General features: G+C 61.6%; 9 protein-coding genes. 2 read left to right on the forward strand and 7 right to left on the reverse strand.

From position 1 onward, the window contains the following. Positions 1-77 precede the first annotated feature (77 nt). The 7 genes from CPH89_RS00090 to leuC form a co-directional block, all read right to left on the reverse strand. Entirely contained in the window at positions 78-2,693 is a 2,616-nt protein-coding gene (locus CPH89_RS00090) for a FimV/HubP family polar landmark protein (protein WP_053257087.1), read from the reverse strand. A 161-nt stretch (positions 2,694-2,854) separates the two neighbouring features. Further along, entirely contained in the window at positions 2,855-3,865 is a 1,011-nt protein-coding gene (locus CPH89_RS00095) for an aspartate-semialdehyde dehydrogenase (protein ID WP_053257088.1), read from the reverse strand. Between the two features lie 248 nt (positions 3,866-4,113). Next, positions 4,114-5,226, reverse strand: coding sequence for an aspartate-semialdehyde dehydrogenase (gene asd / locus CPH89_RS00100; protein WP_053257089.1), 1,113 nt, complete (start codon positions 5,224-5,226; stop codon positions 4,114-4,116). Positions 5,227-5,290: 64 nt separating this feature from the next. Beyond that, a complete protein-coding gene (gene leuB / locus CPH89_RS00105; RefSeq protein WP_053257090.1) occupies positions 5,291-6,373 on the reverse strand; it encodes a 3-isopropylmalate dehydrogenase in 1,083 nt (360 codons plus the stop codon). A 52-nt stretch (positions 6,374-6,425) separates the two neighbouring features. After that, the gene (locus CPH89_RS00110) at positions 6,426-7,190 is read right to left on the reverse strand and encodes a class I SAM-dependent methyltransferase (RefSeq protein ID WP_053257091.1); all 765 of its coding nucleotides are present in this window, start codon (positions 7,188-7,190) and stop codon (positions 6,426-6,428) included. Between the two features lie 147 nt (positions 7,191-7,337). After that, positions 7,338-7,982 (reverse strand): 3-isopropylmalate dehydratase small subunit, encoded by a 645-nt coding sequence (leuD, locus tag CPH89_RS00115; RefSeq protein ID WP_053257092.1) that lies wholly within the window; start codon positions 7,980-7,982, stop codon positions 7,338-7,340. Between the two features lie 10 nt (positions 7,983-7,992). After that, on the reverse strand, positions 7,993-9,411 hold the full coding sequence (gene leuC / locus CPH89_RS00120; protein ID WP_053257093.1) for a 3-isopropylmalate dehydratase large subunit: 1,419 nt from the start codon (positions 9,409-9,411) through the stop codon (positions 7,993-7,995). A gap of 147 nt (positions 9,412-9,558) precedes the next feature. On the opposite strand from leuC, the gene CPH89_RS00125 reads away from it, so the two are divergent. After that, positions 9,559-10,449 carry a LysR family transcriptional regulator gene (locus CPH89_RS00125; protein WP_053257094.1) on the forward strand — a complete coding sequence of 297 codons (891 nt, stop codon included), beginning with the start codon at positions 9,559-9,561 and terminating at the stop codon, positions 10,447-10,449. Between the two features lie 66 nt (positions 10,450-10,515). Continuing rightward, positions 10,516-13,794 carry an EAL domain-containing protein gene (locus tag CPH89_RS00130; RefSeq protein WP_053257095.1) on the forward strand — a complete coding sequence of 1,093 codons (3,279 nt, stop codon included), beginning with the start codon at positions 10,516-10,518 and terminating at the stop codon, positions 13,792-13,794. Positions 13,795-13,835 lie beyond the last annotated feature (41 nt).

The following is a 13,835-nucleotide window of genomic DNA, read 5'->3' on the forward strand; positions in this document are numbered from 1 at the left end:
GCCGCAGACGCCATGGTTTGTAAGGCTGGAAAGCAAAACGGCGGCCCAAGGGCCGCCGTTGCGTTAACAGCTGACGATCACGCCAGCCGGCCAAGCATTTCCTTGGCTTCACCGCGCTGGGCTTCATCGCCCTCGGTCAGCACTTCGGAAAGGATGTCCCGCGCGCCATCGGCATCGCCCATGTCGATGTAGGCCTGGGCCAGGTCCAGCTTGGTGGCGACCTCATTGGTACCGGACAGGAAGTCGAATTCCGGCTCATCACCACCCAACGCCGCCTCTTCAGCGGTGAAGGAAGGTTCGATCGGCGGATGTTCCAGGCTTTGGGACAGGCGATCCAGCTCAGCGTTGACATCATTGAGCTCCGAGGCGAAGACCTCGGGCTTGCCGGCGGCGGGCGCTTGCGGCTCGTCCGCCAGGGACAGGTCGAAATCTTCCGGCAGGTCAAAGTCGTCCAGCGCGGCAGGCGTCAGGGTCGGCGGCTCAACGGCCGGGACATCCTTCATCTGGTCTTCAAGACCCGAAAGGAAGTCATCATCCGACTGCGTGGAAGCCGGATCCTCCAGTTGCAGGTCCAGATCGAAGTCCGACAAATCGTCCGGGCTGGCTTTGGCTTCCGTCTGCTGTTGCAGCACCGACTCGAAGCTCAGCGCGTCTTTCGGGCTGACCACGGCCGGTGAAGCGGCTTCCAGGTCATCCAGGCTCAGGTCGAAATCGGTATCGAACGCCTCTGGCTCCGGGGCTGGCGCGACGGGTTTGTCTTCCATCAGGTTCTTGACGTATTGCGCGTCCAGGGCCGCAGCAGCCACCGCAGCACTGACGCCCGCCGCCAACACAGCCATGGCCGGAAAGCGGCTTTTGAGCTGCTCGACCTGGGCATGGTTCTCACCATTGGCCACCAGTTGACGCTCCTGGGTAACGAAGCCGTCCTTGTCGCTCTGCAGGCCATAAACTTCCATCAACTTCAAACGCAGATCGCTGCGCTTGGGCTCGCGCTTGATCGCCTGCTCCAGCACATCAGCCGCCTGGTTCAGATGGCCACGGTCGATATGAGATTGAGCTTGTGCCAGCGCATCACTGGAATTCTCAGGAGCGACAGCAACCGCCAACGGCGAGAGTACCGAGGCAACCGTCGGCGCCACCACGACCGGCTCAACCGCCGCCGCGGGTGCGGGCGCAGCTGCCAACTTGACGTTCGGTGGCGTGACTTCCAGGCCTTCGAAGCTGTCCGGTGGCAGGTCGTGATCAATGTTCGGCGTAAATACCGGCTCTTCAGCCAGGGCCCGCGCCATACGCAAGTGCTTTTCTTCTTCAAGGCGCGCATTGCGATGACGTGCCCACAACAACAGCAGCAACAACACCAACAAGCCCGCCGCACCGCCGATCACACCCAAGACGATCGGATTGGTCAGCAGCTCGTTGAATTTACCTTCGGTGGTATCAGGCGTGGCCTCCGGCTTGATTGGCTCGGGTGCGGCAGGTGCCGGTGCCGCAGCCGCAGCAGCAGCCGGCGCCACCTCGGGCGTTGCTGGAACCGCGGCTGGCGCAGTGACTGGCTCGCCGGCCAATTGAGCGGGCATCGCCGCCGTTGCCGCCGTTGCCGCCGTTGCCGGCGCCGCCGGGGCGCCGTTTGCTGCCTGCAACCTGGCAAGTTGATCGTTTTTCAGTTGAATCAGCTTTTGCAGCTTGTCCAACTGACTTTGCAGATCCGCCGCGCGGCTTTTCAGTTCGGCATTGTCGCGGCGAGTGGTATCCAGTTGTTCCTGGGTCATCGCAAGCTTGTCATTCAGCGCGCGACCGTCACCGGCCTTGCCCTTCGCGCCTTTCTTGGCAGATTCAGCAGAAACCAGGCTCAAGTTGTCCGTGGCGGTGGTGCTTGAGGGCGCATTGCCCGCCTGCGCGCGCTTGGTCGCGTCCAGTTGCTGCTTGCCCGCCGCCTGATTGTTGGCCGCGCGGCGCCCCTGGCGCCAGGCCGCATTTTGCGCGCTCACTTCGGCAATCGCCTTGGGTTGCGCCAAGGCGGTGGCTTGCTGGCGGTCCGGCAGGCGCAGGACATGGCCGGTTTTCAGGCGGTTGATATTGCCGTCGACAAAGGCGTCAGGATTGAGCGCCTGGATAGCCAGCATGGTCTGTTGGATCGAAGCACCATTACGGTTCTTCTCAGCAATTTCCCACAGGGTGTCGCGAGAAGTCGTGGTGTGCTGAGCGGATTTGCTGACAGTCGGCGCAGCGCCGGTCGGCGCGCTCAAACGCGGCGCGGGTGCGCTCGCGGTCGGAGTCGGTGCTGGCTGTTCGAACTTGGCCGGGTCGAGCAGCACACTGTAGTCGCGCATCAGGCGGCCATTGGGCCATTGCACCTGCAGCAGGAAACGCACATAGGAATCCGGCAGCGGCTTGCTCGACGTGACACGCACCACGCTGCGCCCGCTAGGGTTGACCACCGGGGTAAACGTCAGGTCATTGAGGAACGCCTGGCGATCAACGCCTGCGTCTACAAATGCCTGGTCGGAGGCCAGGCTGGGCGTAATCTCGGCAGCGGTGAGGCCACCGACATCAAGCAATTCGATTTCCACCGACAACGGCTGGTTCAACTTCGACTTGAGGGTCATCTCCCCAAGCTGCAGCGCTTGCGCCATACCGGAGGACAGCGCCGAGGCGGCCGCTATTGCTAACACCAGTTTGCGAACTTGAACCATAGCCTCATCCTTTGTCTGAACACTCCCCGGCCTGCGAGAAGGTTGGTAACCGCTGCCATAAGGCATGGCGAGCCGATAGGTTACCGACGCGCTTCTGTTCTGCTAGGGACCAAGCATAGCGCTTGGCTAGAATCAATCTACAAATTGCCGCCAAGTATCTTTTACGCAAGGCCTTTTATCAACAACTGCGCCAGTTGCACGGCATTCAATGCGGCGCCTTTGCGTACGTTATCTGACGTCAGCCATAGATTTAGTTCCGCCGGGTCATCCACGCCCGCACGCACTCGGCCCACGTAGACCACGTCCTGGCCGACCGCATCGCCCACGGCGGTCGGGTAATCGCCCTCTTCGACCAGCTCAATGCCCGGTGCCGCCTCGAGTGCGCGGTTGACCGCCGCCAGATCGACCGGCGCGCCCAATTGCAACGACACCGTCAGGCTATCGCCAAAAAACACCGGTGCTTGAACGCAGGTTGCGGAAATCTTCAGTAAAGGAGTTTCCAGCACCGCACGCAACTCGTGGACCAGGCGTCGCTCCAGGGCGGTATGGCCCTGGGCGTCGGGCGTGCCGACTTGTGCCAGCAAGTTGAAGGCCATTTGCCGATCAAAGAACTTGGGCTCCAGCGGGCGTACGTTCAGCAGCTCTGCGGTCTGCCGGGCCAGCTCGCTGACAGCCTCACGGCCTTGGGCAGAGACAGCCAGGTTGGCGGTGACGCTGACGCGCTGGATCTCCAGCAAACCGCGCAGCGGCGCCAGGACTACCGCCAGGTTGGTGGCGGACGGGCTTGGGCTGCCCAGTTGGAACGGCCTTTTCAGACCGTCCAGCACATGGGCATTGGCTTCCGGCACCACTTGGGGCGCCTTCTCGGCCGGCAAGGCGCCGGAGAGATCGATCACCGAGCAGCCGGCGGCCGTGGCACGCGGGGCGAAACTCAAGGTTACCGCCGGACCGGCTGCGAAGAACGCCAATTGCGCTTTGCTGAAATCGAATTCATCGACTTCCTTGACCCGCACGTTTTTGCCACGAAACGGAACTGACGCACCGGCCGAGTTGCTGCCCGCCAGCAGGTACAAGGTGCCCACCGGGAAATCCAGCTCTTCAAGAATCTGCACCAGGGTTTCGCCCACGGTGCCGGTGGCGCCGATCACTGCAATTTCAAAAGTCTGGGTCATGGGGGCTGCCTCGGGCATTGCGGGGGGAGCGGCACTTTACCGGGTGGCTGGGGGTGAGGCAATTAACCGGGGGTTTGCGGCGTGGCTGATGACCCCTTCGCGAGCAAGCCCGCTCCCACACTTGACCGAGTTCCAACGCTCAAATGCGCTCGACTGTCGGCGCGGGCTTGCCCGCAATGGGGCTGTAACGAACAACAAAAAACCCGCGCCTGTCACCAGAACGCGGGTTTCTTGTTTACCAGCAGCGATTAGCGCTCCAGCAAAATCCGCAGCATGCGGCGCAGCGGTTCAGCCGCGCCCCACAGCAACTGGTCGCCAACGGTGAACGCGCCCAGGTACTGGGTGCCCATGTTCAGCTTGCGCAGACGGCCAACCGGTACATTCAGGGTGCCGGTAACCTTGGTCGGGCTGAGCTCCTGCATGCTGATTTCGCGGTTGTTCGGCACCAGCTTGACCCACGGGTTGTGCTGGCTGATCAGCCCTTCGATATCCGCGATCGGCACGTCTTTGTTCAGTTTGATGGTCAGCGCCTGGCTGTGGCAGCGCATGGCGCCGATACGCACGCAGATACCGTCCACCGGGATCGGGCTCTTGAAGCGGCCCAGAATCTTGTTGGTTTCGGCCTGGGCTTTCCACTCTTCGCGGCTTTGGCCGTTCGGCAGTTCCTTGTCGATCCACGGGATCAGGCTACCGGCCAATGGCACACCGAAGTTCTCGGTCGGGTAGGCTTCGCTGCGCATGGCTTCGGCCACACGGCGGTCGATGTCGAGGATCGCGCTGGCCGGGTCGGCCAGTTGATCGGCAACGGCCGCGTGGGTCGCGCCCATTTGCTTGATCAGTTCGCGCATGTTCTGCGCACCCGCACCGGACGCCGCCTGATAGGTCATGGCGCTCATCCACTCGACCAGGCCCGCTTCGAACAAGCCGCCCAGGCCCATCAGCATCAGGCTGACGGTGCAGTTGCCGCCGACGTAGTTCTTGGTGCCCGCATCCAGCTGCTGGTCGATGACCTTGCGGTTGACCGGGTCGAGGATGATCACCGCGTCGTCCTGCATGCGCAGGCTGGAGGCGGCGTCGATCCAGTAACCCTGCCAGCCGGCTTCGCGCAGCTTGGGGAAGACTTCGCTGGTGTAGTCGCCACCCTGGCAGGTCAGAATCACATCGAGGGTTTTCAGCTCTTCAATGCTGTAGGCGTCCTTGAGCGGGGCAATATCCTTGCCCACGGACGGCCCTTGGCCACCTACGTTCGAAGTGGTGAAAAACACCGGCTCAATAAGATCGAAATCCTGCTCTTCCAGCATCCGCTGCATGAGCACGGAACCGACCATACCGCGCCAACCGATCAGACCTACACGTTTCATCGCAACTACACCTTGTTAAAAAGTGGGCCGCCTTGCAGCAACAACTGCAAGCGGGCCCGAGAGATTACAGATTCCGCAGCGCGGCGACTACTGCGTCGCCCATTTCTTGCGTGCCGACTTTGGTGCAACCCTGTGACCAAATGTCACCGGTGCGCAAACCCTGATCCAACACCAGGCTTACGGCCTTCTCGATAGCATCGGCCGCGTCGCTCAGGTGGAAGCTGTAACGCAGCATCATCGACACCGACAAAATGGTCGCCAATGGGTTGGCAATGCCTTGCCCTGCGATATCCGGCGCCGAACCGTGGCAAGGCTCGTACATGCCTTTGTTGTTGGTGTCCAGGGACGCCGACGGCAGCATGCCGATGGAACCGGTGAGCATCGAGGCCTGGTCGGACAGGATGTCGCCGAACAGGTTATCGGTGACGATCACGTCAAACTGCTTGGGTGCGCGCACCAGTTGCATGGCGGCGTTATCGACGTACATGTGGCTCAGTTCGACGTCCGGGTAGTCCTTGGCCACTTCTTCGACAATTTCGCGCCACAGCTGGCTGGAAGCCAATACGTTGGCTTTGTCGACGGAGCAGACCTTTTTACCGCGCACGCGGGCCATGTCGAAACCGACACGGGCGATACGGCGGATTTCACTCTCGCTGTACGGCAGGGTGTCGTAGGCCTGACGCTCACCATTCTCCAACTCGCGCACGCCGCGTGGCGAGCCGAAATAGATACCACCGGTCAGCTCGCGCACGATAAGGATATCCAGGCCCGCCACCACTTCCGGCTTGAGGCTCGACGCGTCGGCCAGTTGCGGATAGAGGATGGCCGGACGCAGGTTGCCGAACAGGCCCAGTTGCGCGCGAATTTTCAGCAGGCCGCGCTCAGGGCGGATATCACGCTCGATCTTGTCCCACTTCGGGCCACCCACAGCCCCCAGCAACACCGCATCAGCAGCACGGGCGCGGTCCAGCGTCTCGTCGGCCAGCGGCACGCCATGCTTGTCGATAGCCGCACCACCGATCACATCGTGGCTCAGTTCGAAGCCCAGGCTGTACTTGGTGTTGGCCAACTCCAGGACTTTGACCGCTTCGGCCATGATTTCCGGACCAATACCGTCGCCAGGAAGAATCAGAATCTGCTTGCTCATGCGTTCCTCATTTCATCAAGCGACCTGCCCGCAGGCAGGTCGGGAAAATTAATCAACGTTCGGCAAAAACCACCAGCACGTCGGTGCTGAAGGTGCCGTCGGCCTGAATCTCGTAGTAATCGCGCACTTCCTGCCCCATCGCCTGCTGCAGCTCAAGGATCGCGGTGCGCAAGGCCTGCGGAGTGCGCATGCGCTCGACCCAGGAGGTGTATTCCAGGCGCAGGCGTTGGCGACTGCTGGTGCGCACATGCAGGCCGGCCTCGCTGAGTTGACGCATCCACTCGGCGGCGTCGTAATCGCGCACGTGGCTGGTGTCGCGCAGCACTTCGACGGTTTGCAGGTAAGTGTCCAACAGCGGGCTGCCCGGTGACAAGACGTCGACAAAGGCCGCCACGCCGCCTGGCTTGAGTATGCGGCGCACTTCACGCAGGGCCAGGCCCAGGTCACTCCAGTGGTGCGCCGAGTAACGGCTGAACACGAAGTCGAACTCGCCGTCGGCGAATGGCAAGCGTTCGGCGGCGCCGCATACAGTGCGGATGTTATTCAGGCCGCGATCCACAGCGGCGGCACTGACCACGTCGAGCATCTGTTGGGACAGGTCGTAGGCGACCACTTCTTTGACCAGCGGCGCTACCTGGAAACTCACATGACCAGCACCGCAGCCCAAGTCCAGCAGTCGTGCTGCGCCCTGCCCGGCCAGTTCGGCCTGGAGCAGCGCGAATTCGGTGCCTTGGGCGTGCACGGCACTGCTCAGGTACGCCGAGGCTTGCTCGCCGAATTGTTTTTGCACGACTTGGGTGTGGGCGGTGCGGGTCATGGTGAGCTTCCTTGAGACTTGTGTTGTTTGTACTGCCGTCTTCGCGGGCAAGCCCGCTCCCACATTCAACCGAGTTCCTTCCGTTGAAATGCGATCAAATGTGGGAGCGGGCTTGCTCGCGAAGGGGCCAGTCCGGTCTACATAGAATCACGCGTCGCGAAACAACCAGGGCTGGCTGGCCCGGTGTTTGGTTTCAAACGCGGCAATCGCATCGCCGTCCTGCAGGGTCAGGCCGATATCATCCAGGCCATTGAGCAGGCAGTGCTTGCGGAAGGCGTCCACTTCAAAGTGATAGACCTTGCCGTCCGGGCGCGTAACGGTCTGCGCAGCCAGGTCGACGGTCAACTGGTAGCCCACATCGGCTTCCACTTGCTTGAACAGTTCATCCACTTCAGCGTCGCTCAAGATGATCGGCAGCAAACCATTCTTGAAGCTGTTGTTGAAGAAGATGTCCGCGTAGCTCGGCGCGATGATGCTGCGAAAGCCATATTCTTCCAGGGCCCACGGCGCGTGTTCACGGCTGGAGCCGCAACCGAAGTTTTCCCGGGCGAGCAACACGCTGGCGCCCTGATAGCGCTCGGCGTTGAGCACAAAGTCCTTGTTCAGCGGGCGCTTGGAGTTGTCCTGGTAGGCGTAGCCCACGTCCAGGTAGCGCCACTCGTCGAACAGGTTGGGGCCAAAGCCGGTGCGCTTGATCGACTTCAAGAACTGCTTGGGAATGATCTGGTCGGTGTCAACGTTGGCACGGTCCAACGGCGCTACAAGACCTGTGTGTTGGGTAAAAGCTCTCATCGGGTTTTCCTCAGATCAATTCGCGAACGTCGATGAAACGACCGTTGACGGCAGCCGCGGCGGCCATGGCCGGGCTGACCAGGTGGGTACGCCCACCGGCGCCCTGACGCCCTTCGAAGTTACGGTTGGAGGTCGACGCGCAATGCTCGCCCGACTCCAAACGGTCCGGGTTCATCGCCAGGCACATCGAGCAGCCCGGCTCACGCCACTCAAAACCGGCCTCGAGGAAGATCTTGTCCAGGCCTTCGGCTTCGGCCTGGGCTTTGACCAGGCCCGAGCCTGGCACCACGATGGCTTGCTTGATGGTCGAGGCGACTTTACGGCCTTTGGCGATCACCGCCGCGGCACGCAGGTCTTCGATCCGCGAGTTGGTGCAGGAACCGATAAACACGCGGTCCAGCTGGATGTCGGTAATCGCCTGATTGGCTTTCAAGCCCATGTATTTCAAGGCGCGTTCGATCGAACCGCGCTTGACCAGGTCGGCCTCTTTAGCCGGGTCCGGCACGTTCTGGTCGACGGCCAGGACCATCTCCGGCGAGGTGCCCCAGCTGACTTGCGGCTTGATCTGCGCAGCGTCGAGCTCGACCACGGTGTCGAACACCGCATCGGCGTCGGAGACCAGGTCTTTCCAGGCTTCGACGGCGGCGTCCCAATCGGCGCCTTTCGGCGCGAATGGGCGGCCCTTGACGTATTCAACGGTCTTCTCGTCCGCCGCCACCATGCCCACGCGGGCACCGGCTTCGATGGACATGTTGCAGATGGTCATGCGGCCTTCGATGGAGAGGTCGCGAATCGCGCTGCCGGCGAACTCGATGGCATGGCCGTTACCACCGGCGGTGCCGATCTTGCCGATCACGGCGAGCACGATGTCCTTGGCGGTCACGCCGAACGGCAGCGTGCCTTCAACCAAGACCAACATGTTCTTCATTTTTTTGGCGACCAGGCACTGGGTGGCGAACACATGTTCCACCTCGGACGTGCCGATGCCATGGGCCAACGCGCCGAACGCACCGTGGGTGGAGGTGTGGGAGTCGCCGCAGACGACGGTCATGCCGGGCAAGGTCGCGCCCTGCTCCGGACCGATCACGTGAACGATGCCTTGACGCACGTCATTCATTTTGAATTCGGTGATGCCATATTCGTCGCAGTAATCGTCGAGGGTCTGCACTTGCAGGCGCGACACGGTGTCAACGATTGCGTCGATGCCGCCCTTGCGTTCAGGCGTGGTCGGTACGTTGTGGTCAGGGGTGGCGATGATCGAGTCGACGCGCCAAGGCTTGCGCCCGGCCAGCCGCAGGCCTTCGAACGCTTGTGGCGAGGTCACTTCATGGATGATGTGACGGTCGATATAAATCAGCGACGAGCCATCGTCGCGCCGTTTCACTTCATGGGAATCCCAAAGCTTGTCGTAAAGCGTTTTGCCGGCCATCAGTCGGTCCTCATCATCGGTCTTTCTATGCCCCGGGCCTTGAGACATTCAATAACCCTTTGGCTTGTGAGGCTGATGGTATGGCGCTACATTAAATAACTCAAATTCATATTTTTTATGCTTTGGATTACCAACTGGAATACCACCATGGACCTGGCCAACCTCAACGCTTTTATCGCCATCGCCGAGACCGGAAGCTTCTCCGGCGCCGGTGAACGCCTGCACCTGACCCAACCGGCCATCAGTAAGCGCATCGCCGGCCTGGAGCAACAATTAAAGGTGCGCCTGTTCGATCGCCTGGGCCGTGAAGTCGGCCTGACCGAAGCCGGGCGGGCTTTGCTGCCGCGCGCCTATCAGATCCTCAACGTGCTGGACGATACGCGCCGCGCCCTCACTAACCTGACCGGCGAAGTCAGCGGCCGGCTGACTCTGGCCACCAGCCACCATATCGGCCTGCACCGCCTGCCCCCGATCCTGCGTACCTTCACCCGCCAGTACCCCAACGTGGCGCTGGATATTCAGTTCCTCGATTCGGAAGTGGCCTACGAAGAAATCCTCCATGGTCGCGCCGAAGTGGCGGTCATTACCCTGGCGCCTGACCCGCACAATTTGGTCCGCGCCACGCCGGTGTGGGATGACCCACTGGATTTCGTCGTAGCACCGGAGCACAGCTTGACCGGCAACGGCACCGTCAATCTGGCCGATATTGCCAGGCACCCGGCGGTGTTCCCGGGCGGCAACACCTTTACCCACCATATCGTCAGCCGCCTATTCGAGGCCCAGGGCCTGACGCCGAACATCGCGATGAGCACCAACTACCTGGAAACGATCAAGATGATGGTGTCTATCGGCCTGGCCTGGAGCGTGCTGCCGCGCACCATGCTCGATGATCAAGTGGCAAGTATCGCTTTGCCGGGCATACAGCTCAGTCGCCAGCTAGGCTATATCGTGCACACCGAAAGGACGCTGTCGAACGCTGCGCGGGCTTTCATGAGCCTATTGGATGCACAGGTCGATCTGCCAGGGCTACCGGCATGAAACTGTGCGCCCTCAAGGCCTGAAACAACTCGCGCTGACCGCCCATTGAGCCAAGGCCCCGTGATAATGCGCAACCCCGTCGACTCCGTGCCACCCCTGCCCCGCATTTACGCCCTGGACCCTCAGGAGGCGGAAAAAAGCTGGGACAACGCCCCGCAATTGCTGGCGGCCCTCAACGCCGCCCGGCTGGGCGCGTGGTACTGGGAAATCGACACCGGCAGAATCAGTTGGTCAAGGGGCACTCAGGCGCTGTTCGGCTACGACCCCCGGCAACCGTTACCCAAGGACCTGGAATACCTCGACCTGCTCGCCCCGCAGGACCGTGAGCGGGTTGTGCGCGCTTTTCATGCGGTGCTGGCGGGAGAGCCATTCGAGCAGGCCATGCACCACCAGATACGGTGGCCGGATGGCAGCGATCACTGGCTGGAAATCAGTGGCAGCCTGACACTGGACAAGAGCGGTCGGCGCCGCATGATCGGCGTGATCCGCGAGACCACCCGCCAGCACGAGCGCGAACGTGCCCTCATGCAGTCGGAAAAACGCTTCGCCACGCTGTTTCACCTGTGCCCCAACATGGTCCTGCTGACCCGTCAATCCGACGGGCTGATCAGCGAAGCCAACCAGTATTTCGAGATGCACTTCGGCTGGCCCCTGGCCCACGCCATCGGCCGCACCACCTTGGAGCTGGGTTTGTGGCGACACCCTGAAGAACGTGCGCTGCTGGTCAAGGCCACGCAGCGCAAAGGCGAACCCATCACCATGGAGGTGCAGTTCTGCGACAGCCACGGCCAGATCCATGATGGCACCCTCAGCGCGCAGAAAGTCGAGCTGGAGGGCGAGGCTTACTTGATCAGCACCTTTCTCGACACCACCGAACGCAAAAACGCCGAACAAGCCCTCAAGGACAGCCAGGAGCGCCTCGACCTCGCCCTGGATTCGGCGCAACTGGGCACCTGGGACTGGCACATTCCCACGGGCATGCTCTACGGCTCGGCCCGTGCCGCCCAATTGCACGGGCTCCCGCCGGAACCCTTCCACGAGTCCTTCGATGCATTTTTTGAGGGCATGTCCGATGCCGACCGCGAAGGCATGCGCAATGCCTACCGCAGTTTGCGTGAAGGCCAGGACGGTAACTACCAGTTGACCTACCGCGTACTCACGGAGGACGGCATTCCTCGCTACCTGGAAAGCCGCGCCCGTCTGTATCGCGACGACTCCGGCAAACCGCTGCGCATGGCGGGCACGTTGCTGGATATCACTGACCAGGTGGAGCGCGAACAACGCCTCACCGCGTCCGAAGAAAAATTCGCCAGCCTGTTCCAGGCCAGCCCCGACCCGATCTGCGTCACGTGCCTGGACAGTGGAGCCTTTATTGAAATCAACCCCGCCTTCACCCAGACCTTTGGCTGGACGGTCGCCGAGGTCATCGACAAAAGCGCTGATCAAATCGGCCTATGGGATGAATCGAGCAAGCGCCTGCAGCGCATCGAACAGGTGATTCGCGAGCAGGCGCTGAGCAATGTGGCGATCGTGGTGCACCACAAGAATGGCCAATGCCTGACCTGCATGATCGCCAGCCGGCTGATCACGGTTGGCACCCAATCGTGTATCGTCACCACCCTGCGCGACATCACCCAGCAACAACGCTCGGAGGCCGCGCTGAAGGCCAGTGAAGAAAAGTTCGCCAAGGCCTTCCATTCCAGCCCCGACGCCATTTCGATTACCGAACGTGACACCGGCCGCTATGTCGAAGTCAACGACGGCTTTTGCCGCCTGACCGGGTATCGCGCCGAAGAAGCCATTGGCCTCACGCTGTACCAGATTGGCATCTGGGCCGATGAAAACCAGCGCGCTGCGCTGTTGGCCGAACTGCAGATCAAAGGCCGTATCCATCACCTGGAAATGCTCTGGCACAACAAACGTGGCGAGGTGTTGGCCGTAGAAGTTTCGGTAGAACCGATCACCCTGAATGAAACGCCGTGCCTGCTGCTGACCGCGCGGGACGTAAGCCTGCTGAAAAACGCCCAGGCGCAGATTCGTCACCTGGCCTACCACGACCCGCTGACCAACCTGCCCAATCGCGCCTTGCTGATGGATCGCCTGAGCCAGCAGATCGCCCTGCTCAAGCGCCATAACCTGCGCGGCGCGTTGCTGTTCCTCGACCTCGACCACTTCAAACACATCAACGATTCCCTCGGCCACCCAGTGGGCGACACCGTGCTGAAAATCGTCACCGCACGCCTGGAAGCCAGCGTGCGCATGGAGGACACCGTCGCGCGCCTGGGTGGGGATGAATTTGTGGTATTGCTCAGTGGCCTGGAAGGTACGCGGGCGCAAGTCAGCGCCCAAGTGCAGGAGCTGGCCGACACCTTGCGCGAATTGCTCTCGGAGCCGATGTTCCTCGATGGCCACCGCTTGCAGGTCACGCCCAGTATTGGCGTGGCGCTGATTCCCGACCACGGCTCCACGCCGGCCGACCTGCTCAAACGCGCCGACATTGCCCTGTATCGCGCCAAGGACTCGGGGCGTAACACCATACAAATGTTCCACAACAGCATGCAAAAAACCGCCAGCGAGCGCCTGCGCATGGAGACCGACCTGCGCCTGGCCCTGTCACGCGGCGAATTCAGCGTGCATTACCAGCCACAAGTGGATGCGCGCGGTAACAAAATCGTCGGCGCCGAGGCGCTGGTGCGCTGGCAGCATCCGCAGCTGGGTGCGCAGTCACCGTCCGAATTCATCAAGGTCCTGGAAGACAGCGGTCTGATCCTGGAAGTCGGCACCTGGATTCTCGATCAAGCCTGCGGCGCGTTTGCGCAACTGATTGCCGACGGATTGGTCGACCCACTGAATTTCAGCCTGTGCGTGAACATCAGCCCCCGGCAGTTTCGCCAGAACGACTTCGTGGAGCGGGTGGAGCACAGCCTCAAGCAGTACCAGTTGCCCCACAGCCTGCTCAAACTGGAGATCACCGAAGGCATCGTGATCCAGAACCTCGACGATACCGTGGTCAAGATGCGCCGCCTGAAAAAACTCGGCGTGAGCTTTGCGATGGATGACTTCGGCACCGGCTATTCGTCGCTGACCTACCTCAAGCGCCTGCCGGTCGATGCGCTGAAGATCGACCAGTCCTTTGTACGCGACGCGACCCATGACCCCAACGACGCAGAAATCATCCGCGCCATTGTGGCCATGGCCCGCAGCCTGAACCTGGAGGTGATCGCCGAGGGCGTGGAAACCCCGGAACAACTGGCGTTCCTGCAAAAGCTGGGCTGCCATTTGTTCCAAGGGTATTTGCACAGCCGGCCATTGCCGATCGAGGACTTCAGGCGGTTGTTGATCTGAGGCGCATCCGCCTCATTGCCTGTCTCGGTCAATCCGCGGCC

Source organism: Pseudomonas fluorescens (assembly GCF_900215245.1).
Classification (GTDB): Bacteria; Pseudomonadota; Gammaproteobacteria; order Pseudomonadales; family Pseudomonadaceae; genus Aquipseudomonas; species Aquipseudomonas fluorescens.

Bases quoted from the DNA above. Each gene is read 5' to 3' on its own strand.
- leuC (WP_053257093.1), bottom strand. From the start codon at position 9,411: ATGGCCGGCAAAACGCTTTACGACAAGCTTTGGGATTCCCATGAAGTG.
- CPH89_RS00095 (WP_053257088.1), bottom strand. From the start codon at position 3,865: ATGACCCAGACTTTTGAAATTGCAGTGATCGGCGCCACCGGCACCGTG.
- leuB (WP_053257090.1), bottom strand. From the start codon at position 6,373: ATGAGCAAGCAGATTCTGATTCTTCCTGGCGACGGTATTGGTCCGGAA.
- leuD (WP_053257092.1), bottom strand. From the start codon at position 7,982: ATGAGAGCTTTTACCCAACACACAGGTCTTGTAGCGCCGTTGGACCGT.
- CPH89_RS00130 (WP_053257095.1), top strand. From the start codon at position 10,516: ATGCGCAACCCCGTCGACTCCGTGCCACCCCTGCCCCGCATTTACGCC.
- asd (WP_053257089.1), bottom strand. From the start codon at position 5,226: ATGAAACGTGTAGGTCTGATCGGTTGGCGCGGTATGGTCGGTTCCGTG.
- CPH89_RS00110 (WP_053257091.1), bottom strand. From the start codon at position 7,190: ATGACCCGCACCGCCCACACCCAAGTCGTGCAAAAACAATTCGGCGAG.
- CPH89_RS00090 (WP_053257087.1), bottom strand. From the start codon at position 2,693: ATGGTTCAAGTTCGCAAACTGGTGTTAGCAATAGCGGCCGCCTCGGCG.
- CPH89_RS00125 (WP_053257094.1), top strand. From the start codon at position 9,559: ATGGACCTGGCCAACCTCAACGCTTTTATCGCCATCGCCGAGACCGGA.